20 protein-coding genes and 1 riboswitch are annotated in these 22,757 nt (G+C 51.9%); of the genes, 10 read left to right on the top strand and 10 right to left on the bottom strand.

Going from position 1 to position 22,757, the window contains the following annotated elements:
* Positions 1-137 precede the first annotated feature (137 nt).
* Positions 138-321: riboswitch (M-box (ykoK) riboswitch) on the top strand.
* A gap of 55 nt (positions 322-376) precedes the next feature.
* Complete coding sequence (locus SK33_RS01095) at positions 377-1,390, top strand: magnesium transporter (protein ID WP_003837796.1); 1,014 nt, start codon at positions 377-379, stop codon at positions 1,388-1,390.
* Between the two features lie 38 nt (positions 1,391-1,428).
* Here SK33_RS01095 and SK33_RS01090 read toward each other — a convergent pair whose 3' ends face one another.
* Complete coding sequence (locus SK33_RS01090; protein WP_003023377.1) at positions 1,429-2,622, bottom strand: NAD(P)/FAD-dependent oxidoreductase; 1,194 nt, start codon at positions 2,620-2,622, stop codon at positions 1,429-1,431.
* A gap of 229 nt (positions 2,623-2,851) precedes the next feature.
* Between SK33_RS01090 and pitA the strand changes: the two genes are divergently transcribed.
* On the top strand, positions 2,852-4,351 hold the full coding sequence (gene pitA, locus SK33_RS01085; RefSeq protein WP_003023373.1) for an inorganic phosphate transporter PitA: 1,500 nt from the start codon (positions 2,852-2,854) through the stop codon (positions 4,349-4,351).
* Positions 4,352-4,415: 64 nt separating this feature from the next.
* Here the strand turns inward: pitA and uspB are convergent, their stop codons facing one another.
* The gene (uspB, locus tag SK33_RS01080; RefSeq protein ID WP_003023371.1) at positions 4,416-4,751 is read right to left on the bottom strand and encodes a universal stress protein UspB; all 336 of its coding nucleotides are present in this window, start codon (positions 4,749-4,751) and stop codon (positions 4,416-4,418) included.
* Positions 4,752-5,143: 392 nt separating this feature from the next.
* On the opposite strand from uspB, the gene uspA reads away from it, so the two are divergent.
* Positions 5,144-5,581 carry a universal stress protein UspA gene (gene uspA / locus SK33_RS01075; protein WP_003023368.1) on the top strand — a complete coding sequence of 146 codons (438 nt, stop codon included), beginning with the start codon at positions 5,144-5,146 and terminating at the stop codon, positions 5,579-5,581.
* Positions 5,582-5,862: 281 nt separating this feature from the next.
* Positions 5,863-7,335: a dipeptide/tripeptide permease DtpB gene (gene dtpB, locus SK33_RS01070; RefSeq protein ID WP_003023364.1), complete on the top strand. Its 1,473-nt coding sequence runs from the start codon at positions 5,863-5,865 to the stop codon at positions 7,333-7,335.
* 48 nt (positions 7,336-7,383) lie between these two features.
* On the opposite strand, the gene SK33_RS01065 is transcribed toward dtpB, so the two are convergent.
* On the bottom strand, positions 7,384-7,887 hold the full coding sequence (locus SK33_RS01065; RefSeq protein ID WP_003023361.1) for an RrF2 family transcriptional regulator: 504 nt from the start codon (positions 7,885-7,887) through the stop codon (positions 7,384-7,386).
* A gap of 232 nt (positions 7,888-8,119) precedes the next feature.
* Between SK33_RS01065 and SK33_RS01060 the strand changes: the two genes are divergently transcribed.
* Positions 8,120-9,319 (top strand): NAD(P)/FAD-dependent oxidoreductase, encoded by a 1,200-nt coding sequence (locus SK33_RS01060; protein WP_048218802.1) that lies wholly within the window; start codon positions 8,120-8,122, stop codon positions 9,317-9,319.
* Between the two features lie 105 nt (positions 9,320-9,424).
* Here the strand turns inward: SK33_RS01060 and rsmJ are convergent, their stop codons facing one another.
* Positions 9,425-10,174 (bottom strand): 16S rRNA (guanine(1516)-N(2))-methyltransferase RsmJ, encoded by a 750-nt coding sequence (gene rsmJ, locus SK33_RS01055; RefSeq protein ID WP_003023353.1) that lies wholly within the window; start codon positions 10,172-10,174, stop codon positions 9,425-9,427.
* A gap of 8 nt (positions 10,175-10,182) precedes the next feature.
* Complete coding sequence (gene prlC / locus SK33_RS01050; RefSeq protein ID WP_003023349.1) at positions 10,183-12,225, bottom strand: oligopeptidase A; 2,043 nt, start codon at positions 12,223-12,225, stop codon at positions 10,183-10,185.
* 208 nt (positions 12,226-12,433) lie between these two features.
* On the opposite strand from prlC, the gene SK33_RS01045 reads away from it, so the two are divergent.
* Complete coding sequence (locus SK33_RS01045; RefSeq protein ID WP_003023347.1) at positions 12,434-13,276, top strand: 23S rRNA (adenine(2030)-N(6))-methyltransferase RlmJ; 843 nt, start codon at positions 12,434-12,436, stop codon at positions 13,274-13,276.
* 104 nt (positions 13,277-13,380) lie between these two features.
* Entirely contained in the window at positions 13,381-14,733 is a 1,353-nt protein-coding gene (gorA, locus tag SK33_RS01040; RefSeq protein ID WP_048218803.1) for a glutathione-disulfide reductase, read from the top strand.
* A 41-nt stretch (positions 14,734-14,774) separates the two neighbouring features.
* On the opposite strand, the gene SK33_RS01035 is transcribed toward gorA, so the two are convergent.
* Positions 14,775-16,169: a cytochrome-c peroxidase gene (locus tag SK33_RS01035; protein ID WP_003837773.1), complete on the bottom strand. Its 1,395-nt coding sequence runs from the start codon at positions 16,167-16,169 to the stop codon at positions 14,775-14,777.
* A 427-nt stretch (positions 16,170-16,596) separates the two neighbouring features.
* Between SK33_RS01035 and SK33_RS01030 the strand changes: the two genes are divergently transcribed.
* Positions 16,597-18,246, top strand: coding sequence for an alpha,alpha-trehalase (locus SK33_RS01030; RefSeq protein WP_003837772.1), 1,650 nt, complete (start codon positions 16,597-16,599; stop codon positions 18,244-18,246).
* A 27-nt stretch (positions 18,247-18,273) separates the two neighbouring features.
* Here SK33_RS01030 and SK33_RS01025 read toward each other — a convergent pair whose 3' ends face one another.
* On the bottom strand, positions 18,274-19,863 hold the full coding sequence (locus SK33_RS01025; RefSeq protein ID WP_032950457.1) for an STY4199 family HEPN domain-containing protein: 1,590 nt from the start codon (positions 19,861-19,863) through the stop codon (positions 18,274-18,276).
* A gap of 167 nt (positions 19,864-20,030) precedes the next feature.
* Here SK33_RS01025 and SK33_RS01020 point away from each other — a divergent pair, with 167 nt between their 5' ends.
* Both SK33_RS01020 and SK33_RS01015 read left to right on the top strand, forming a co-directional pair.
* Positions 20,031-20,570, top strand: a complete 540-nt coding sequence (locus SK33_RS01020) for a GNAT family N-acetyltransferase (protein WP_048218804.1) — start codon at positions 20,031-20,033, stop codon at positions 20,568-20,570.
* A gap of 86 nt (positions 20,571-20,656) precedes the next feature.
* A complete protein-coding gene (locus SK33_RS01015; protein ID WP_048218805.1) occupies positions 20,657-21,007 on the top strand; it encodes a glycoside hydrolase family protein in 351 nt (116 codons plus the stop codon).
* Positions 21,008-21,025: 18 nt separating this feature from the next.
* Here SK33_RS01015 and SK33_RS01010 read toward each other — a convergent pair whose 3' ends face one another.
* The 3 genes from SK33_RS01010 to SK33_RS01000 form a co-directional block, all read right to left on the bottom strand.
* Entirely contained in the window at positions 21,026-21,628 is a 603-nt protein-coding gene (locus SK33_RS01010; protein WP_003023327.1) for a response regulator transcription factor, read from the bottom strand.
* Positions 21,629-22,040: 412 nt separating this feature from the next.
* Positions 22,041-22,193, bottom strand: coding sequence for a diguanylate cyclase (locus SK33_RS01005; RefSeq protein WP_247751708.1), 153 nt, complete (start codon positions 22,191-22,193; stop codon positions 22,041-22,043).
* Between the two features lie 120 nt (positions 22,194-22,313).
* Complete coding sequence (locus SK33_RS01000; RefSeq protein WP_003023322.1) at positions 22,314-22,754, bottom strand: winged helix-turn-helix domain-containing protein; 441 nt, start codon at positions 22,752-22,754, stop codon at positions 22,314-22,316.
* Positions 22,755-22,757 lie beyond the last annotated feature (3 nt).

Raw genomic sequence — 22,757 nt, 5'->3', positions numbered from 1 at the left:
TGGATTCAATATGTCTATTCGGTTGTCGTTTCCAGTTCAGCCCTGGCACAAGAAATATTTCGTATATCAACGATTGATAAACAATCGCAACTATAAACATAATCAATGATTAGGCATCCCTATAATAGCGGCTCATTTACCGATCTCGTTATGGCGAGGCTCCTGTACAAATACAAGTTACCGCCCTGCTGGTATCGAGAGAGACCACTCAGGGAAATACAGGCATCCATCGAATCAAGGTGTTGCCAAGGTAACTTCTGACGATTTCACCATCGGACAGATACGTTGTTCAGTGCTAAAACCAGGACGTAGGGATCTGCCTGTGCTAACCCTGTCTTGTTCGCCCCTATGAGAGATTTTTATAGGGAATTACACCATGTCATCTATGCCACTCTGCGCCGCTCATCATCCTATGCCGGATTTCAACGGCGACGCTATCGCCCAATATATGCGCACCGATTTTATTACTCTGCCGGACCATCTCAGCGTGAACGGCGCTCGCGAGTACTTTGTCTCCCAACTCACAACGGATGACATCCCAGGCCAGGTCTTTGTTGTGGCCGGAAAAGCGCTGCGCGGGGTGTTATCCATCAAGCGCTTATTGCAGGAAAAAGATACGTCGCTGAACATCAACCATCTTACGGACAGCTGTTTATTTCATGTAAAGCCTGATGATGAACGGGCGCAGGTCGTTGCCGAGTTAGCCGAACGCGAAGTCGATCTGGTTGCTGTCGTTGAGAGAGGTGAGCTGGTCGGTTGTCTGATGGAAAAAGAGATCGCTCATCTACAGGAAGATGATGTTACTGAAGACGTTCAGCTTCAGGGCGCCACGCTACCGCTGGAAAAACCCTATCTGGAAATTAGTCCGTGGACATTGTGGAAAAAACGTTCGGTCTGGCTCCTGCTGCTGTTTGTCGCAGAAGCCTATACCAGCAGCGTGCTTCAGCATTTTGAAGAGGCGCTGGAATCCGCAATTGCCCTGGCCTTTTTTATTCCGCTATTAATTGGTACTGGCGGCAACAGCGGTACGCAGATCACTTCGACGCTGGTACGTTCAATGGCGCTGGGAGAAGTGCGGCTGCGCGATATGGGCCGGGTGATCCGCAAAGAAGTTTCAACTTCGCTGCTGATCGCTCTGACGCTGGGCCTGGCAGGGTGCTTACGCGCGTGGATGATGGGCATCGGCATGGAAATCACGCTGATCGTCAGCCTGACGCTGGTTTGCATTACGCTGTGGAGCGCCGTGGTGTCATCAGTGATCCCCATGGTGCTCAAGCGTATCGGCATTGATCCCGCCGTGGTTTCGGCCCCGTTTATCGCCACGCTTATCGACGGTACCGGGTTAATTATCTACTTTAAAATCGCCCAGCACTTTCTTGGTCTGAACTAATGATAACGCCCGGCAGCTCAGGTTGTCGGGCGTCACAGTCAGGCTGGCGCTAAATCTTGCGCACACGCCCAGGCGCTCGACCATGCCCACTGGAAGTTATAGCCTCCCAACCAGCCGGTAACGTCCATCACTTCGCCGATAAAATAGAGTCCCGGCACTTTACGTGCTTCCATCGTGCGCGATGAAAGCTCATTGGTATCAACGCCGCCCAGCGTGACTTCAGCGGTACGATACCCTTCCGTACCGTTCGGCTGCACCCGCCAATCGGTCAGCGTATCAACCAGCGTTTGTTGATCGCGCACGTTAAGCTGTTTCAGCGAGACGTCCGGGATTTGCCCTAACTGCTGTAAACATTCCACCAGCCGTTTTGGCAACTGCATAGCAAGCGTATTCTTTAAGCTCTGATTAGGGTGGGCGCTGCGTTGGTCATCGAGGAAGCTCGCAAGGTCAACATCCGGCAACAAATTAATGCTGACAAATTCGCCTGGCTGCCAAAAACTGGAAATCTGCAGTACGGCCGGACCAGAAAGCCCGCGGTGTGTAAAGAGCAGATTTTCACGAAAGACGGTGCCGTCCTCGGCGGTGATAACAGAGGAGACCGACACGCCAGAGAGCACCTGAAGCTGCTCCAGCAGTGGCTTATGCAACGTAAAGGGCACCAGTCCTGCGCGCGTTGGCAATACGTTCAGACCGAACTGTTCGGCAATTTTATAACCAAACGGCGTCGCGCCCAGCCCCGGCATAGAGAGACCACCAGAGGCAATAACCAGCTTTTTCGTGCCCACGATCATCCCGTTCAATTCGAGAATGAAATCATCACCCTCTCGCTCGACGCTCAGAACTTCGCTTCGTAACCGCATAGTTACGTTACCTTTTTCACACTCGTCTACCAGCATATCGACAATTTGTTGGGCGGAATCATCGCAGAACAGCTGACCCAACGTTTTTTCGTGCCAGGCAATACCGTGTTTGCCCACCAGGTCGATAAAATCCCACTGCGTGTAACGCGCCAGCGCCGATTTGCAAAAATGGGGGTTTTGGCTCAAATAGGCGGCAGGCTCGACATAAAGATTGGTAAAGTTGCAGCGTCCCCCGCCAGACATGAGAATCTTACGCCCTGGCTTTTTACCATTATCAATCAGCAGTACGCGACTACCTGCTTGTCCTGCCTGCGCGGCACAAAACATACCCGCTGCGCCAGCGCCTATAATAACGGTATCAAACCTTTCCACGTTGCGATCCTCTCTAAAAAGCGGGTGTGAATTGTAAAGATTCCTCAGTGGTCGCACCAGCACCAAACTACCGATAAAAGGTATTTAACTGAAATATATAGGATAATTCTTTAGTGGTGTAAAACAAAGCAGGAGACAAATCAAAAAAACTCTATATTTCACTTTGCCCGCGCCGCCAAAGTCACTGATAATGCGCCGCGTTCATGTCCTCAAAATGGCGTAACGTCCTATGCTACATTTGTTTGCTGGCCTGGATTTACATACCGGGCTTTTACTATTGCTTGCTCTGGCTTTTGTGCTGTTCTACGAAGCGATTAACGGCTTCCATGATACAGCCAATGCTGTCGCAACCGTGATCTATACCCGTGCAATGCGTTCGCAATTGGCGGTGGTCATGGCTGCGGTGTTCAACTTCTTTGGTGTTTTGCTGGGCGGTCTCAGCGTGGCATATGCCATCGTGCATATGCTGCCAACGGATCTGCTGCTCAATATGGGATCGTCACATGGCCTCGCCATGGTGTTCTCCATGCTGCTGGCGGCAATTATCTGGAACCTGGGTACCTGGTACTTTGGTTTGCCTGCATCCAGCTCCCACACGCTAATTGGCGCCATTATCGGTATTGGTTTAACCAATGCGCTGATGACCGGCACTTCTGTGGTAGATGCACTTAACATTCCGAAAGTTATCGGTATTTTTGCTTCGCTTATCATCTCGCCAATTGTTGGTCTGGTGGTTGCAGGCGGTCTTATCTTCATTCTGCGTCGCTACTGGAGCGGTACAAAAAAACGTGCCCGTATCCACCTGACGCCAGCAGAACGTGAAAAGAAAGATGGCAAGAAAAAGCCGCCGTTCTGGACCCGTATTGCCCTAATCCTCTCCGCTATCGGCGTGGCGTTCTCTCATGGCGCTAACGACGGGCAGAAAGGCATTGGTCTGGTGATGCTGGTGCTGATTGGCGTAGCGCCTGCAGGCTTCGTGGTGAATATGAATGCTTCCGGTTACGAGATTACCCGTACCCGTGATGCCATCAATAACGTCGAAGTCTTCTTCCAGCAGCGTCCTGACCTGCTTAAACAGGCCACAGGCGTAGACCAGTTGATTCCGTCCCCGACGGACGCGGCACCAGCGACGACGACAGAGTTCCATTGCCACCCGGCGAATACCATCAACGCGCTGGAACGTGCGAAAGGTATGCTGGCGAACCTGGAAACCTACGACAAGTTAAGCGTCGAACAGCGTGGTCAGCTGCGCCGTATTATGCTGTGCATCTCTGATACCACGGATAAAGTGGTTAAGCTGCCTGGCGTAAGCACTGACGATCAGCGTCTGCTGAAAAAACTGAAAGCTGACATGCTGAGCACCATTGAGTATGCGCCTATCTGGATCATTATGGCCGTCGCACTGGCGCTGGGCATTGGTACCATGATCGGCTGGCGTCGCGTAGCCACCACCATTGGTGAGAAAATCGGTAAGAAAGGCATGACCTATGCCCAGGGGATGTCGGCACAGATGACTGCCGCAGTCTCTATCGGTCTCGCCAGTTACACCGGTATGCCCGTTTCCACCACCCACGTTCTCTCTTCTTCCGTTGCGGGGACGATGGTTGTTGATGGCGGCGGTTTACAGCGTAAAACGGTGACCAGCATTCTGATGGCCTGGGTCTTCACCCTGCCAGCCGCAATTCTTCTTTCCGGCGGGCTTTACTGGCTCTCTCTGAAGCTTATCTAAGCGAATGCACGGTAAAAAAGCGGGTCAGTTTTCTGACCCGCTTTTTTTGTATCTGTCGTTGGCATCAGTGCCAGATAATCAGCGCAACCATGCTGATTAGCACCAGGCCACATAGCGCGCTGGTGAGGATGAACTGACCGCGAACCCGCTCACAGCGGCGAATAAACTCATCATCATGATGATCGCGGTAACGCTGAGCGTAGATATACCACACCAGACGCATCTGCTTGTTCGGTTGCCCATGCGAGGTAAAAAAGCCCCCACCATCTACATACTGGTAAAGCAATGGATCGCAACCACGAAGTACCACTAACAGTGCGCGTAACGAAGAAAAATAGCGCGCCATATTAACAATGCAAACGACACATAAAGCCCAGAACAATGCAATGGTGCTTATCATACCTCCTCCCCGGCGACCCGCCCACGGAACTCCTTTCCGGGACTACCGCTCCCCGATACCCTGCCAAATCATTCAGTGAAGAGTACAGCCGAACCGTTCGTATTAGTATCACGCATCCGAACGCCTCTCTAGATAGTGTAGGAGATTAGTTAATTTTTTTGCCAGAAGGTTAATCGCTATCAATGCAATTAACTAAAAAATTTGTTTAACTGCTTGGCAAGCAAGGCGGATTGACGGATTATCCTGGTCGCTATAATGTAAGGATAGTCCTTATATGGTACGTTTTTACGACTGGGCTAGCCCCGCGCGCAAGGTTCGCAGGATGCGGATGACGCGGCGGCAGGTAAACGCCAGCAGGCTAGTCATCGACAACTTATGGAAGGAGTAACACTATGGCTTATAAACACATTCTTATCGCGGTTGATCTTTCTCCGGAAAGCAAAGTTCTGGTTGAAAAAGCGGTCTCTATGGCGCGGCCTTACAATGCTAAAGTCTCCCTTATCCACGTTGACGTAAACTATTCCGACCTGTACACCGGGCTTATCGACGTGAATCTGGGCGACATGCAGAAACGCATTTCTGAAGAAACCCACCACGCGCTAACCGAGCTTTCCACCAACGCAGGCTACCCTATCACCGAAACCCTGAGCGGTAGCGGCGACCTGGGTCAGGTTCTGGTTGATGCCATCAAAAAATACGACATGGATCTGGTCGTTTGTGGTCATCACCAGGATTTCTGGAGCAAGCTAATGTCCTCCGCGCGCCAACTGATCAACACTGTCCACGTCGACATGCTGATTGTTCCGCTGCGTGACGACGAAGAAGCATAAAATGCTGGCCGTCGGGAGATTACCCGACGCGCTACAAGTCGTTAAGCCTGTAAACGCCCGCCTTTGCGGGCGTTTTTGTTTTTATCATTCAGACACAATTAGTACATCAATCCAACAAATAAATCATAATTAGTGTGATCAACTAATTGGATCGAAAACTATCTCTATAATACTCTACTCCTGCGGCCAATAACCGCAGTCTATAACAAAATAAGACTTTTTCGGCGCGTTTAAGCATACGCGTTCATACTTTTCGGGATGGCTTTGAAAGGCGATGGAATATGAATAAAACTGCACCTACGGGCTTGCTGCAGCAACCTCGTCCGTTCTTCATGATCTTCTTTGTGGAATTATGGGAACGATTTGGCTATTACGGCGTTCAGGGCATCCTGGCGGTATTTTTTGTTAAGCAGCTCGGTTTTTCGCAGGAACAGGCATTTGTCACCTTTGGTGCATTTGCCGCGCTGGTCTATGGCCTGATCTCGATCGGCGGCTACGTCGGCGACCATCTGTTAGGCACTAAGCGCACGCTGGTACTCGGCGCCATTGTGCTGGCAATCGGCTACTTCATGACCGGGATGTCACTGCTTAAGCCCGACCTGATTTTTATTGCTTTGGGTACCATTGCCGTCGGTAACGGGCTGTTTAAAGCCAACCCGGCAAGCCTGCTGTCAAAATGCTATCCACCGAAAGACGCCCGTCTGGACGGTGCTTTCACCCTGTTTTATATGTCGATTAACATCGGTTCACTGCTGTCGTTGTCGCTGGCACCGGTGATTGCCGATAAGTTTGGCTATGCGGTGACCTATAACCTGTGCGGGGCCGGGCTTATTGTCGCGCTGTTGGTCTACTTTGCCTGCCGTGGAATGGTGAAGAATATCGGTTCAGAGCCAGACCATAAGCCGCTGAATTTCCGTAATCTATTCTGCGTGCTGGCCGGAACGGTAGTGATGGTATTTATCTGCGCCTGGCTGATGCACAACGTACAGATTGCCAACCTGGTGCTGATCGTCCTGTCGATTGCCGTGACGATCATCTTCTTCCGTCAGGCCTTCAAACTGGATAAAACCGGGCGCAACAAAATGTTTGTGGCCTTTATCCTGATGCTGGAAGCGGTGGTGTTCTACGTGCTGTACGCGCAGATGCCAACTTCGCTGAACTTCTTTGCTATCAATAACGTGCACCATGAAATTCTTGGTTTCGCCATCAACCCGGTAAGCTTCCAGGCGCTGAACCCGTTCTGGGTGGTACTGGCGAGTCCGGTACTGGCCGCAATCTATACCCGTCTGGGCAACAAAGGTAAAGACCTGACCATGCCGATGAAGTTTACGCTCGGTATGTTCCTGTGCTCGCTGGGTTTCCTGACCGCCGCTGCAGCCGGAATGTGGTTTGCCGATGCGCAGGGGCTGACGTCGCCGTGGTTTATCGTGCTGGTGTATCTGTTCCAGAGCCTGGGTGAACTGCTGATTAGCGCCCTGGGGCTGGCTATGGTCGCCGCTCTCGTGCCACAACACCTGATGGGCTTTATTCTCGGGATGTGGTTCCTGACCCAGGCAGCAGCCTTCCTGATGGGGGGTTATGTCGCGACGTTCACCGCCGTACCAGAGAACATCACCGACCCGCTGCAAACGCTGCCTATCTATACCAACGTCTTCAGTAAGATTGGTCTGGTGACCCTGGCCGTAACGGTGGTGATGGCGATTATGGTGCCATGGCTGAACCGCATGATTAATACGCCGAGCACCGAACAATAACCTTCAGTGCCGGATGGTGGCTATTGCCCTATCCGGCATTTTCACTCACTACCCTTTACGCGCGTCTATCCACTCCTGCACTTCCACCACAAAGGTGTCCGGCGCTTTGCGGTACATTTTGCGCGCCAAGTCCAGAATCGTATGCTGACCGAGCGCTTCTTCCATCCGCTGCTGGGCCATGTCCATTACCGAACGCACACCACAAATGCCTTCACAGGCCCACTCTGGTGGATGCTCCTCAAATACCGCCAACCGCTGGCGAATTTCACGACATTCAAAGATGCGCTTATCACCATCAATAGCATTCACCACATCCAGCACAGTGATGTGTTCAGCAGGTTTAGCTAACTGGAAACCACCGCCCTTGCCTTCAATGCTGCGCACCAGACCCGCTTTGGACAGACGGGTGAAAATTTTTGCCAGATAGTCATATGGCACACTTTGCAGTTCGGCAATTTCCCGCACGCTCATATCCCGCGCGTCGCCCTTACTGTCGACCATACACATCAGGCTATGAATGCCGTACTCAACCCCAGAACTGTAGAATGCCATTCTCTTATCTCAGTCAAAATTAATCTGAGTTTATTGTAGCTTTTTCGTTTCACTCATTCCAGACAGCAAAGTAACCCCTCTTCACAATAAAACTTTAAATACATATTTATCAAACAGATAATAAAAAACCCTCATCCTTTGAGGCAAAAAGGATCTCGATCGCATTGCAATTTTTAACTACGACCAATAAAATCCGAGTAAATAACTCGTAGTCACCAGTGAGAAAACTCCAATGCGTAAACAAATTCTGATCGTGGGCGCCGGCTTTGCCGGTATGTGGGCAGCATTAAGCGCCGCACGACTGGCGGATAAACATCAGCAGGCCATTGATATTACAGTAATTGCGCCACAGCCAGAGCTGCGTATCCGCCCGCGTTTTTATGAAAGCGCCGTTCATACGCTGGTCGCACCACTGCAACCGCTGTTTGACGTTACCGGCGTCAACTTCCTGCAAGGTCACGTCGAGCAAATCCTCCCGGACTCTAAAGAGGTGAGCTGGAAAGATGCCAACGGTGACATTCATCTGCGCCGCTACGACCGCCTGGTGCTTGCCAGCGGAAGTCACGTAAACCGCGACGCCGTCACCGGTGCCGCCGAGCACGCGTTTGACCTCGACCAACTTGAGAGCGCCGCCGTACTGGAGCAGCACATTAACGATCTGGCATTACATCCGGAAAGTGAGGCTCGCAATACGGTAGTGGTCTGCGGCGGCGGCTTTACCGGCATTGAAATGGCGCTGGAATTACCAGGTCGTTTGCGCGAAATATTGGGCGCTGATGCTAAGACCAGAGTTGTCGTAGTTGAACGCGGCGCTCAGCCGGGTGGACGCTGGAGCCAGGAATTACGTGACGTGATTATCGAAGCCTCTGCTGAACTGGGCGTCGAGTGGCTGGTCAATGCGGAAGTAGAGTGCGTGGATGCCTCTGGCGTCACGCTGAAAGATGGACAGGTGATTTCTTCCCAGACAGTTATCTGGACCGTCGGCGTACAGGCTAATAGCCTGACAGCACAGATTAACGCCCCGCGCGATCGCCAGGGCCGTCTGCATGTCAATGCCAATCTACAGGTTGTGGGTCACGATGATATCTACGCCACTGGCGATGTAGCCTACGCCGCCACCGACGACAAAGGCAATCATGCGCTGATGACCTGCCAGCACGCCATCTTGCTGGGTAAATTCGCCGGTAATAATGCCGCGGCAGACCTGTTAAACATAACACCACTGCCATATCGTCAGGAAAACTACGTCACCTGCCTGGATCTTGGTGCCTGGGGTGCGGTGTATAGCGAAGGATGGGATCAGCAGGTGAAACTGACGCGCGCAGAAGCGAAAAAGCTGAAGGTGTCGATTGTCAGCGAGCTGATTTACCCGCCGAAGGCGGACCGCGCGGTAGCGTTTGAGATTGCCGATCCGCTGGCACCGTTTGTTTAACCCGTGATGCCGGATGCGGCTACCGCCTTATCCGGCCTACTAACGGCACCGAACTGTAGACCCGATAAGCGTAGCGCCATCGGGCACTATAGCTGACCATCTGGCCTATGCCGTTCCCGCATAAATATCGAACCGATGCCCTTTTGTAACTACCGCGTTCGGCGTGGCGACATCCGCCAGCGGCGGCGCGTAGTCCGGACGCTTCACCACCACTCGTTTGGTGGCTAACTGACGAGCAGGCTCCAGCAGCCCATCCGCATCCAGATCCGGCCCCACCAGCGACTGAAACACGCGCATCTCTTTTTTCACCAGCGCGCTTTTCTGCTTATGTGGGAACATCGGGTCGAGGTACACCACCTGCGGGCGCGGCGTGATATCGGTTAACGCCGTCAGGCTCGACGCGTGAATCAACTGCAAACGCTCCTGCAGCCACGGACCGATTTCCGGGTCGGCATACCCGCGCGCCAGGCCATCGTCAAGCAGCGCAGCAACCACCGGATTACGTTCCAGCATTCGTACGCGACAGCCTACCGAGGCCAGTACAAACGCATCGCGCCCCAGCCCTGCGGTTGCATCGACCACATCCGGCAGGTAATCGCCTTTAATGCCGACCGCCTTCGCCACCGCTTCACCGCGGCCACCGCCAAATTTGCGCCGATGGGCCATCGCACCGCCCACGAAATCGACGAAGATACCGCCGAGCTTAGGTTCATCGCGTTTGCGCAGTTCCAGATGTGCTGTCGTCATCACCAGCGCCATCAGGTTATCTTCATCGTGTTCCAGTCCCCAGCGGGCGGCCAGAACAGATAAGGCGCCGTCTCCGGCGCCTGTTTCATCGACTAAGCAGATTTTCACGTGAATAATCAGCCTTTAATCCCGTAATGCTCCAGCATCGCATCCAGCTGTGGCTCGCGGCCACGGAAGCGTTTGAACAGTTCCATCGGCTCTTCAGAACCGCCACGGGTGAGGATGTTATCGAGGAACGATTGTCCGGTTTGACGGTTGAAAATCCCTTCATCTTCGAAGCGAGAGAAGGCATCTGCCGCCAGCACGTCGGCCCACAGATAGCTGTAGTAACCCGCCGCGTAGCCACCAGCAAAAATGTGGCTGAAGGCATGCGGGAAGCGGCCCCAGGTTGGGCCCGGCACCACGGCGACCTGTTTCTTGATTTCGGCCAGTGTGTCGAGGATTTTCGCCCCTTGCTGCGGGTTAAATTCCGCGTGCAGACGGAAATCAAACAGACCGAACTCCAGTTGACGCAGAATAAACAGCGCCGCCTGGTAGTTTTTCGCCGCCAGCATTTTATCCAGCAGTTCCTTCGGCAACGGTTCGCCGGTTTCATAATGGCCGGAGATAAACGCCAACGCTTCCGGCTCCCAACACCAGTTTTCCATAAACTGGCTCGGCAGTTCGACCGCATCCCATGGCACACCGTTGATACCGGAAACGCCCGCGGTTTCGATACGAGTCAGCATATGGTGCAGACCGTGGCCGAACTCGTGGAACAGGGTAATCACTTCATCGTGGGTAAACAGCGCGGGTTTGCCGTTCACCGGACGGTTAAAGTTACAGGTCAGGTAGGCAACCGGTTTTTGCAACGTGCCGTCACTTTTACGCATCTGGCCGACGCAGTCATCCATCCACGCCCCGCCGCGTTTATGTTCACGGGCATACAGGTCGAGGTAGAAGCTGCCGCGCAGCTCGTTGTTTTCGTCGTACAGCTCGAAGAAACGAACTTCCGGATGCCAGACGTCAACATCGGTGCGCTCCTTAGCGGTAATGCCGTAAATACGTTTAACCACTTCAAACAGACCGTTAACGGCTTTGTTCTCCGGGAAATAAGGACGCAGTTGCTCGTCGCTGATACTGTAGAGATGCTGTTTTTGTTTCTCGCTGTAGTAAGCGATATCCCACGGCTGCAACTCATCAACACCAAATTCCGCTTTCGCGAAGGCGCGCAGTTGAGCCAGCTCTTTCTCCCCCTGCGGACGGGCGCGTTTCGCCAGATCGGTCAGGAAGTCGAGGACCTGCTGCGGGTTTTCCGCCATTTTGGTCGCCAGAGATTTAAAGGCGTAGCTTTCAAAGCCCAGCAGCTGTGCCAGTTCGTGGCGCAGCGCGAGGATCTCTTCCATTATCGGGCTGTTATCCCATTTGCCAGCGTTCGGCCCCTGGTCAGACGCGCGGGTGGAGTAAGCGCGATACATCTCTTCACGCAGTCCCTGGTTGTCACAGTAGGTCATCACCGGCAAGTAGCTTGGGATATCCAGCGTTAACAGATAGCCTTCCTGCTCTTTGGCTTCCGCCTGGGCCTTCGCCGCAGCCAGCGCGCTTTCCGGCATACCAGCCAGCTCGGCTTCATCGGTGACTAACTTCGTCCAGCCCATCGTGGCATCAAGGACGTTATTGCTGTACAAGTTGCCGAGTTCAGAAAGACGGGTGGCGATTTCACCATAACGCTGCTGTTTTTCCTTCGGCAGACCGATACCAGAAAGCTCAAAATCGCGCAGCGCGTTATCGACCGCTTTTTTCTGCGCGGTACTCAGGGTGGCGTAATGATCGCCATCACGCAGGTCGCGGTACGCTTTGTACAGGCCTTCATGTTGTCCAACCCAGGTGCTGTATTCAGACAGCAGCGGCAGCGTTTGTTCGTAGGCTTCACGCAGTTCCGGGCTGTTTTTCACCGAGTTCAGGTGGCTAACAGGAGAGAAAATACGCCCCAGCACATCGTCAACTTCCGCCAACGGCTGGCAGAGATTTTCCCAGGTGTACGGCGCGCCCTGCGCAACCACACGTTCAACGTTTTCGCGGCAATCGTTCAGCGCCTTAGTGACGGCAGGCACGACATGCTCAGGCTGAATTTTAGAAAACGGCGGCAGTTCGAAGGGAGTCAGCAATGGATTGGTCATTAGCGCGGTCCTGTTGAAAAGAGTGAATGAAGCGCGTATCCGGCGCTGTGCATATTAATTTGTACAATGGGGTTAAGTGTAGAGGATTTCAATGCTAACCGTGACGGAAAGACGCCCGATGGTGCTGCGCTTACCGGGCCTACGGGTAATCTGTGCCGATCTGCTGTAAACTGTGGCAAATCGTCATTTCAGCGGAATTTCATTACCCATGCTCAGTTATCGCCACAGTTATCACGCAGGCAACCACGCCGACGTCTTGAAACACACCGTCCAGAGCCTGATCATTGAATCGCTCAAAGAGAAAGAAAAACCGTTTCTCTATCTGGACACCCATGCTGGTGCTGGCCGTTATCAGCTGAGCAGTGAGCATGCCGAACGTACCGGTGAATATCTGGAAGGGATCGCCCGTATCTGGCAGCAGGACGATTTGCCTGCCGAACTGGAACCCTACATTGGCGTAGTGCAACACTTCAACCGTAGCGGTCAGTTGCGCTACTACCCGGGTTCTCCGTTAATTGCTCGTCAGCTGCTGCGCGAACAGGATAGCCTGCAATTAACTGAACTGCACCCGAGCGACTTTCCCCTGCTGCGCGGCGAATTCCAGAAAGATGAGCGCGCACGCGTGGCCAAAGCCGATGGTTATCAGCAGCTGAAAGCAAAATTGCCACCGGTTTCACGTCGTGGGCTGATCCTTATCGATCCACCCTACGAAATCAAAAGCGACTACCAGGCGGTGGTCACCGGTATTAACGAAGGCTACAAGCGTTTCGCGACCGGCACCTATGCGCTGTGGTATCCGGTGGTTCTGCGCCAACAAATCAAGCGCATGATCCACGATCTCGAAGACACCGGCATCCGCAAAATTCTGCAAATTGAACTGGCAGTGCGCCCGGACAGCGATCAGCGCGGTATGACAGCGTCTGGCATGATTGTGATTAACCCGCCGTGGAAGCTGGAGCAGCAGATGAACAACGTTCTGCCGTGGTTGCACAGCAAACTGGTTCCGGCAGGAACCGGTCATACCTCGGTAAGCTGGATCGTGCCGGAGTAATCGCAGCCATCGGTGGAACCTTTTAATATCAGGTATACAATCGCGAATATTTTGGCGGATGGCGTAACGCTTCTCCGCCCTACAATGAACATGAAGGAGCGGTCATGACCAAGCACTATGATTACATCGCTATTGGCGGCGGCAGCGGCGGTATTGCCTCCATTAACCGTGCAGCAATGTACGGCCAGAAATGCGCACTGATTGAAGCCAAAGAGTTAGGCGGCACCTGCGTTAACGTGGGCTGCGTACCAAAGAAAGTGATGTGGCATGCCGCCCAGGTTCGCGAAGCGATCCACATGTACGGGCCGGATTACGGTTTCGACACCACCATCAATAAGTTCGACTGGGATAAACTGATCGCCACGCGTACCGCTTATATCGATCGTATTCATACCTCGTACGACAATGTGCTGGGCAAAAATAATGTCGATGTGATTAAAGGTTTTGCCCGCTTTGTGGATGCCAAAACCATTGAAGTGAACGGTGAAACCATTACTGCCGATCATATTTTGATTGCTACCGGTGGTCGCCCGAGCCATCCGAACATTCCGGGTGTGGAATACGGGATCGACTCCGATGGCTTCTTTGAGCTGCCCGCGCTGCCGAAGCGCGTTGCGGTCGTCGGCGCAGGTTACATCGCCGTTGAGCTGGCAGGCGTGATTAACGGCCTGGGTGCCCAAACGCATCTGTTCGTGCGTAAACACGCGCCGCTACGCAGCTTCGACCCGATGATCGTCGACACGCTGGTTGAAGTGATGAACGCCGAAGGCCCGACTCTGCATACTCACGCGATTCCGAAAGCGGTCATTAAAAACGCTGACGGCAGCCTGACCCTGCAACTGGAAGATGGTCGTAGCGAAACGGTAGATTGCCTGATTTGGGCAATTGGTCGTGAACCAGCCACTGATAACTTCAACCTGGCAGCGACTGGCGTGAAAACCAATGAAAAAGGCTACATCGTCGTTGATAAATTCCAGAACACCAGCGTGCCGGGTATTTATGCCGTCGGCGATAATACCGGCGCCGTAGAGCTGACGCCGGTTGCCGTCGCCGCGGGCCGTCGCCTGTCCGAGCGTCTGTTTAACAACAAACCGGACGAACATCTGGACTACAGCAACATCCCGACCGTGGTCTTCAGCCATCCGCCAATTGGCACCGTCGGCCTGACCGAGCAGCAGGCTCGCGAACAGCACGGCGATGACCAGGTAAAAGTGTATAAATCATCGTTTACCGCGATGTATACCGCTGTCACCACGCACCGTCAGCCGTGCCGCATGAAGCTGGTTTGCGTCGGTCCGGAAGAGAAGATTGTCGGTATTCACGGTATTGGTTTTGGAATGGATGAAATGCTGCAAGGCTTCGCGGTCGCACTGAAAATGGGCGCAACCAAGAAAGACTTTGATAACACCGTTGCGATTCACCCAACGGCAGCAGAAGAGTTCGTTACCATGCGTTAATCAATAAAATACCGGATGGCGCTTTGCCATCCGGTTTTCTCTTATTTACCCTGCATATACGGCGTATACACCCCGTTCAGACTCTCAAGAAACGCCACGATATCGTCGATATCTTCCTGCGGCAGTTCTTTACCCACCTGATAACGCAGCATCAGTTTTACCGCACCGTCGAGCGTAGGCACATCACCTCGATGGAAATAAGGCGCGGTCAGCGCAACGTTACGCAAGCCAGGGACTTTTTGACGCAGCTTGTCACGTAGTTCATTAGTGACGTTCATGCGGCCAATATCTGCGGCAGTGACCTCGCCGAAATTAAAGTCCTTTTTCAAACCCAATGGCTCAAATGAACGCCCGCCTAAAATAATACCGCCATGACAGGTCGCGCACTTATTATCTTTAAACAACTGATAGCCATGTTTCTGCTGGGCGGTTAACGCCGCTTCATCACCGCGTAGCCATTTATCAAACGGCGAATTTGGCGTAATTAGCGTTTTCTCAAACTCAGCAATCGCATCGGTAATATTATCTCCGCTGAATCCCTGCGGATAAACCGCGATAAACTCTTGTTTGAGTTGCGGATCCTTATCCAGTTTCTGGATAATTTCATCCCAGGATTTAGACGCCATCTCGATAGGGTTCAACGGCGGGCCGCCTGCCTGCGCCTGCAATGTTGGTGCTCGACCATCCCAGAATTGTTCCACGTTGAAGACAGAGTTAAATACCGTCGGCGCGTTGATAGGACCAACCGCGCCGCCTACGCCGATTGACGTTTTGCGACCATCTACGCCCCCCGCATTCAGGGCATGGCAGTGCGCGCAAGAAATCGTGCTGTCACCGGAAATACGCGGGTCGTGGTAAAGCGTAAAGCCCAGCGCCACTTTACGGGCATCGGTCGGAATGCTTTCCGGTATCGGCTGCACAGGCTCGTTACGATGCTGCGCGGCGGTATCGTTACTGGCATAATACTGCTCGCGCTGTTTCGCAATCCAGCCCAGGATCTCTGCTCGCTCCGTATCGCTTACCTTGCCAGCCCAGTGCAGTGCGGTATAACGCGTCGGCGGCATGGTGTCGTACTGCATCACCCATTCAATTTTATTCAGGTCGCTTTGCGAAACGGGTTTATCTGCGACCAGCGCCGCACGAACGGCCTCAAGATTGAATGATTTGTATCCCAGTTGAATATCGTAATTCATCAACTGCTTAGCGACAGGAAAAGAAGAATAGAAAGGTAATTCAGCTGAAGGCGTGTGACAATAATCGCATCCTTTTTCGCGTAAAAAACCTAATACTTTATTATTTTCTTCCAGCGTAGAGGCCTGAACATCTGCCTGTTTACTACGTTGATTATCGTGATACCACACATAACCGGATAATCCAAAATAACAAATCACGACGCCAGCTATGGCTATCGCGGTAAGACGGGTAATGATTTTCATTATTTTACCCTCACCGTTGTGAGTTATTGTGACCCAGAAAAATTAGAATAATGAGTGCATAGTCTTTATCAGACTTAACCATCATAGAAAGTAAGGGATTTATTATTTTGATAAGTATCAAGCAATTACATGGGGGATAACTATCGATAGAATAGCCTGTGCCTATTACGGAGATAAGCCGTTATGGTTTTCCGTTCACAACTCGTTGCAATCGAATGTTCTGAAAATGAAATATCTTCAGGTCACGCAGAATTATGAATTCTTCATTATATTCATTGGGATAGTCTTATTTTCTAAATAATATGCAGCACTAAAATGTGATCAACCGCACGCTTTACTCACCAGACACCGAAGCGAATGTCTACGCTTAACTGACGACCGGGCAATAGCCTTAATCTTTCAACGTCCATCGGAGGTCTTTCTCATTATGCTCAACCAGAAACTACCCCACGCCCCTTCAGAAGAAATGACGATCGATATCGATCTGCTTTATGAAATGGATCCGTGCGAGTTAAAGCTGGATGAAATGATTGAGGCAGAGCCAGAGCCGGAGATGATTGCAGGGTTACCCGCGTCAGATGCGTTAACCCCCGCCGATCGTTACCTCGAGCTGTTTGAACACGTCCAGTCATCCAAACTATTTGCTGATAGCAAAACCTTCCCTGATTGTGCGCCCAAAATGGACCCACTGGACATTTTGATCCGCTATCGCAAAGTTAAACGCCACCGCGACTTTGATCTGCGACGTTTCGTCGAGAACCATTTCTGGCTACCGGAAACGCCCTCCAGTGAATATGTGTCCGATCCGGCAAGCTCGCTGAAAGAGCATATCGATCAATTGTGGCCTGTGCTGACGCGCGAGCCGCAGGATCACATTCCCTGGTCCTCGCTGCTGGCGTTACCGCAGTCATATATTGTGCCCGGCGGACGTTTTAGCGAAACCTACTACTGGGATTCCTACTTTACCATGCTGGGTCTGGCAGAGAGCGGCCGCGAAGATCTGCTGAAGTGTATGGCGGATAACTTTGCCTGGATGATTGAAAACTATGGTCACATCCCCAACGGTAACCGTACCTACTACCTGAGCCGTTCGCAGCCACCGGTCTTTGCGCTGATGGTGGAACTGTTTGAAGAGGATGGCGTACGCGGCGCGCGTCGCTACCTTGAACATCTGAAAATGGAATACGCATTCTGGATGGATGGCGCCGATTCCCTGGTGCTCAACCAGGCCTACCGTCACGTGATCAGAATGTCGGACGGCTCTCTGCTCAACCGCTATTGGGACGATCGTGATACGCCGCGTGATGAATCATGGCTTGAAGACGTCGAGACCGCCAAGCATTCGGGTCGTCCACCCAATGAGGTGTATCGGGATTTGCGCGCGGGCGCGGCCTCCGGCTGGGATTATTCCTCGCGCTGGCTACGCGATGCAGGCCGACTTGCCAGCATACGCACCACGCAGTTCATCCCCATTGATCTGAACGCCTTCCTCTACAAGCTGGAAAGCACTATCGCCAATATTTCCGCGCTGAAAGGCGACAAAGAAACGGAAGCACAGTTTCGCCAGAAAGCCAGTGACCGTCGCGATGCGGTAAACCGCTATCTGTGGGACGATGAAAACGGCTGCTATCGCGATTACGACTGGCGGCGCGAACAAATGGCCCTGTTCTCTGCCGCCAGTATTGTGCCGCTGTATGTCGGTATGGCAACACATGAACAAGCCGACCGGCTTGCTAACGCGGTTCGCAGTCGCCTGCTCACGCCCGGTGGTATTTTAGCCACGGAGCATGAAACTGGGGAACAGTGGGATAAACCGAACGGCTGGGCGCCGCTGCAGTGGATGGCGATCCAGGGCTTCAAACTGTACGGTGACGACCATCTCGGGGATGAAATCGCCCGTAACTGGTTGAAAACGGTGAATCTCTTTTATCAGGAACACCACAAGCTTATCGAAAAATACCACATAGCCGACGCAGCGCCGCGCGAAGGCGGCGGCGGGGAATATCCGTTGCAGGACGGCTTTGGCTGGACCAATGGCGTGGTGCGCCGACTCATCGGTTTGTATGGCGAACCCTAGCGGCTGACGGTCTGAGTCATCAGGATGTCAGTTAATCGCATCGTACAACTCGGCGTGAATTTTCTGCCATTTCTTGTTCTCAGGGCTTGGCTGGGCGCGAACACGCAGCTCGGCCTGCTCAAGATCATATTGCTGACGCGCAACGACCGCAGGCACGGAACAAAAACTTTGCAGATAACTTTTATGCAGCGATGTGAGTGACGCCCCATTCGACATCGCATGGCTGAGCGTAGTCATAAACTGTCGGCATGGTTTGCTTTCATCCATCTGCGAAGGGTAACGCAGCAGCAGTCTCAACACCTCGGTATTGCCCGCTGAGAACGCCTGCTCCGTCCACGCCAGCTTCCAGTCCATCCCACCCTGCAGGAACAGTGACGTCACGCGGGTGTCATTGCGATCGATAGCCGCCCGCATGTTAAAGGCATCCCAGGTGATACCCATTCGGGTCACCGCCTCCCGCGCGCTGGGGGCGTCACGTCGCGGTTCCTCCTGCACAATTTCAACGGATTGTCCGGAGGACGCCTGTGGCGCTGGCGAAGTGAATAACCAGAACGCACCCAGCGAAATCGCCAGCACCATCACGCCGACCGCTACCCACAACATGCCGGAAATCAGCTGTTCACGTTCTTCCGCCGAGCGTTTGGCTCGCTTCTCCGGCGGATCAATACTGTCTGCGATTTCATGCTTATCGCCTCCCGCTTGCTCGTCTTTTTGCTTTGCCGTTTCCCAAAACTGGCGGACCATGGACTCATCAGATTCCAGATACGACGCAGGATTAATGCGCGTACGCCGTTCTTCAAATGCCCGTTGCACAGGATGAGTTATCTGCCGGTACTGGTAGTCCAGCAACAGCAATTGTACTGACGTCAGCGGCTGCTGCGCGATAACGCAGTTACGAGCCAGGCGGCAATCATCCAAAAACATGCGTAGCGTGATGCGCGGCTCAACAAACGACATCAGCACCGAGGTATCGTTAAAAATCTGCGTAAAGTGGCGAACGAATAATTTCTTATCGACGACCATCAGTGCCAGCTCGCTAAACATCATACCGTCCAGCGCATCTCGTCCTTCGCCTAACTTTAGCCAGCGACGCAGACGTTCACCGCCAAAGTGCTGTTTCAGGAAGCTGTTGAGAGGATGCTGATCCGGCCATACCCGCGCAATCAGGGATTTGAGGGTTAATTCTATTGCGCGAAGTTGACGCTGCGCCCGCATCTGAGCATCCGGCTCCACAGGTGCAATTTCGGTTTGATACTTCAGGATGGGCTGTTGCTGGCGCAATTGTTCCAGAGAGGCCACAAAGCGCAGCGCTGAAATCAGCTGGTTTTCACTGACATCCTGGCCATTTTCATATTGGGGTACACTCTGTTGAAGATGGCGTAGCCGCAGAGTGAACTGGCTCAATTGCGCATCATTCATCTGCAACCGTCTGGCGACAGCCCCCCAGCCGCCCAGATTCAGTCGTGCCTGATCCAGTTGTTCGAGAAACCACCGAGGGTCTTTGCCTTCTGTGACATGTACGCCTAACAGCAGTAATATTTCTATCGACGCCTGACGGATAATCCCCAGACAATGTTCAAAGGGTGTACATGTCGCTTGTAACGCGCTATTGGTCATCATCTTCCCTAAAAGGACCCAAAACGTGCGGCCTCATCATGGTATGTAATTATCTTTTTTAAACGCAACGTTGTGCCGATGTAGACTAGAACACATTCATATAGCAAATAAATAAGTTTTACAGTGACTTCCGCACAATCATTGAAAATTATTCTGGAGATAAGCCTGTGCCTGTATTGCAAACATCACGTCTGCTCTGCCGCCCACTGACAGAAAATGACTGGACGTTCTTCTTAACGCTACAGCAGAATCCAGATGTGATGCGCTTTGTCGCTGACACGCGTAGTGAAGAAGAGATACGGACAGCCTTCAACTCCCGCCTGCCTGAATGGTCTCCCGGCAGCCCGCACTGGCTATGTCTGGTCCTGTGCGATAAGGCATCGGGAGCACCGCTTGGAGTGACTGGATATATTCATGAGAACAATGAATGTGCCGAGGTCGGTTTTCTGCTCGCCCCTGAAGCGCAGGGGAAAGGTTATGGTACTGAATCTCTGCATGCAGTTTGCGATTTTGCATTTACCACCGGAGGGCTACGCCGGCTGACGGCCTGTGTCACCGCAAGAAACGAAGCCTCACGGCGTCTGTTGGAAAAGGTCGGGTTCATTCACGAAGGCACGCTGCGGGAAAGCTACTGGCTGCATCAAAACTGGAATGATGACTGGATTTTCGGCCTGTTAAAACACGACTATCAGCCACCCGCAGCATAAGACGTTTTGCTGAAAAAACTGGCTGTATGGCAACTGGCGTAACGAGGGTGGTTTCTTAAAATAGGTCTCTTTGTACAGAGATGAATATGCCACTCCATTCAACGTATTTCACGCCCGCCTGTGTTGCATTTATTAAACAATGGCAAGGCCTGTCACTGGAAAAGTATCAGGACAAAAATGGTGTCTGGGTGATTGGCTACGGGCACGAAATCACATCCGATGAAAACTTTCCTGCGCCTGTTTCGGTAACGCAGGCAGAAACACTACTGCTCGCGGATCTGGAAATCTGCGAGGAATTCATACACCAGAAAATGCCGCAAATAAAAGAAAGGTTTCAACAGGAAGCGTTAATTGCGTGGATGCTCAGCGTGGGGATAAGCCGGTTTTGTGCTGCAGAATTCTGCTTGGGGGTTATTTCACAGCCAGAAACGTTCTGACTGTGAAATATTCGCCCGTTAAATAGCGTCGTTTAACATCATTGCCGCCTGCGTACGGTTTTTTACCTCGAGGCGCTGATACAGCGATTCAAGATGGGCTTTGACCGTTCCGGTGCTGATATTTAACAATCGACCAATTTGTTTATTTGATTCTCCGGCGGCAAGCATAGTCAGAATCTCTCGCTGACGCGCACTAAGCGATCTGATATTTTGCCCGCTGTTCTCGGGGGTTGCCATGCAATCTCTGGGGATAAATATCATTCCCATTGCAATGCTATTGAGAGCCAGCGTGAAGGTTTCCGCGTCAGAGTCGCGTGGAACAATGGCCAGCACATTCAATTGCGTAACCTCCTGCAGCCATTTTTTACGGCAGTCCGTTGCTGTTACCAGCACTTTTACCGTCGAAAAGCGTTGCGCTATCTGCTGTAGCAAGTCACGGCAGAACTCAGCGTCCTGGTCGCCATCCAGCATTATCAGTGCATCAGGGGTGTCTTCCAGTTTCTGCCAAAGGTCATCTGCCTGACTGACACCCTGAACATCCACTCCTGGAATACGCTCTTGTAAACTTACATTCATTCCATGAATAAATATCGACTGCCTGTCAAACATTATTACCTGCATTACTTATCTCCGTCTGAATAAGATACTAGCCTTAACACGCGGAAGGGTATTACCCGAGGGGTAAAATAAGAAGTCACCATTTGGCGGGGGCCATTTTACCGATAGACGGAGAAGAAAAAAGTAGAAATCGCAAATAGTTACAGCTAAAACCAAATAATCACACAAAGGGACAAAAGTGGCGCTAAACATTAAGGAAATCCTTAATATCCAATACTCAAAATCAGCTTATTAATATTAATTTTTCGAAGTTTATATTCTTTGCTAAAAATAAGGAACTCACGATAGCAGACAAATATGTTACAAAACGAAATATCGCATTAAATGATCATCAACTGTAGTTTTCCGCCTAACAGCGTTGCTATATCAATCGACACTGAAGGCTACGGGTGATTGCATCACTGTGATCAGGACTTCAAACAAACTGGTCTTGTAAAAAATCACCGTTCTTTAAGCGCAAATAATGGGCCTGAACCTGAGTCTCAACACCTTCGGCTATCGCCCGCAGATTCATTTTCTTCGCCAGTTCGATAACCCGCTGAACGCTTGCAGGGGCAAGCTTTTGCATAAGCGCCATCGCATCTGACTCAAAGTGCGCTTAGCGAACATTCATTGAAAATAGAAAGCAAAGATAACGATAAAAAAAGCCCCTCGCACTACATGCTCAGGGCAAATACCTGGGTTGACATCACTCACTCAGGTTATCTATTTTCTCCCTTTTTTTGACAGCATGAGTTGGGAGTTCGCTCACTTTGTAATAAACGGGAATGACATCAGGATAATTGATGACATAACCCTGACCTCTTATATTAAGGATAAAATCCCTGGGTAACCCCAGCAGGCCAAGTTTATTATTAAGATTGTGCAGGACTTGCCATAATCTTTGCGCAGAAGGGCTCAGATTATGCGCTTCCCAGATTTTTTCATATAACTCTTCTTTCGGTACCGGCTGGCTCCTGGCATTTATTAATAAATACAGGAAAAGCCTGAGCATTGTTTCATTAAAGTAAATTGACGCAAAAACGATGTTTTTCTCGGTATGGCTACCCGTAAGCCGATACAGTCGGCGATTAGAAATGTCAAAATGAATTTCAGCACCAATCATAAATCCATATAGACGATAGCCCATATC

Origin of the sequence: Citrobacter sp. MGH103, from assembly GCF_001034475.2 — a bacterium.
Classification (GTDB): Bacteria; Pseudomonadota; Gammaproteobacteria; order Enterobacterales; family Enterobacteriaceae; genus Citrobacter; species Citrobacter freundii.
The sequence above is the reverse complement of the archived record's forward strand: the minus strand, read 5'-3'. Positions and strand labels throughout refer to the sequence as shown.

What these genes read in the sequence shown, in the direction of transcription:
- SK33_RS01095 (WP_003837796.1), top strand. Translation starts at nt 377, where the DNA reads ATGTCATCTATGCCACTCTGCGCCGCTCATCATCCTATGCCGGATTTC.
- pitA (WP_003023373.1), top strand. Translation starts at nt 2,852, where the DNA reads ATGCTACATTTGTTTGCTGGCCTGGATTTACATACCGGGCTTTTACTA.
- uspB (WP_003023371.1), bottom strand. Translation starts at nt 4,751, where the DNA reads ATGATAAGCACCATTGCATTGTTCTGGGCTTTATGTGTCGTTTGCATT.
- uspA (WP_003023368.1), top strand. Translation starts at nt 5,144, where the DNA reads ATGGCTTATAAACACATTCTTATCGCGGTTGATCTTTCTCCGGAAAGC.
- dtpB (WP_003023364.1), top strand. Translation starts at nt 5,863, where the DNA reads ATGAATAAAACTGCACCTACGGGCTTGCTGCAGCAACCTCGTCCGTTC.
- SK33_RS01065 (WP_003023361.1), bottom strand. Translation starts at nt 7,887, where the DNA reads ATGGCATTCTACAGTTCTGGGGTTGAGTACGGCATTCATAGCCTGATG.
- SK33_RS01060 (WP_048218802.1), top strand. Translation starts at nt 8,120, where the DNA reads ATGCGTAAACAAATTCTGATCGTGGGCGCCGGCTTTGCCGGTATGTGG.
- prlC (WP_003023349.1), bottom strand. Translation starts at nt 12,225, where the DNA reads ATGACCAATCCATTGCTGACTCCCTTCGAACTGCCGCCGTTTTCTAAA.
- SK33_RS01045 (WP_003023347.1), top strand. Translation starts at nt 12,434, where the DNA reads ATGCTCAGTTATCGCCACAGTTATCACGCAGGCAACCACGCCGACGTC.
- gorA (WP_048218803.1), top strand. Translation starts at nt 13,381, where the DNA reads ATGACCAAGCACTATGATTACATCGCTATTGGCGGCGGCAGCGGCGGT.
- SK33_RS01035 (WP_003837773.1), bottom strand. Translation starts at nt 16,169, where the DNA reads ATGAAAATCATTACCCGTCTTACCGCGATAGCCATAGCTGGCGTCGTG.
- SK33_RS01030 (WP_003837772.1), top strand. Translation starts at nt 16,597, where the DNA reads ATGCTCAACCAGAAACTACCCCACGCCCCTTCAGAAGAAATGACGATC.
- SK33_RS01025 (WP_032950457.1), bottom strand. Translation starts at nt 19,863, where the DNA reads ATGACCAATAGCGCGTTACAAGCGACATGTACACCCTTTGAACATTGT.
- SK33_RS01015 (WP_048218805.1), top strand. Translation starts at nt 20,657, where the DNA reads ATGCCACTCCATTCAACGTATTTCACGCCCGCCTGTGTTGCATTTATT.
- SK33_RS01010 (WP_003023327.1), bottom strand. Translation starts at nt 21,628, where the DNA reads ATGCAGGTAATAATGTTTGACAGGCAGTCGATATTTATTCATGGAATG.
- SK33_RS01005 (WP_247751708.1), bottom strand. Translation starts at nt 22,193, where the DNA reads ATGCAAAAGCTTGCCCCTGCAAGCGTTCAGCGGGTTATCGAACTGGCG.
- SK33_RS01000 (WP_003023322.1), bottom strand. Translation starts at nt 22,754, where the DNA reads ATGGGCTATCGTCTATATGGATTTATGATTGGTGCTGAAATTCATTTT.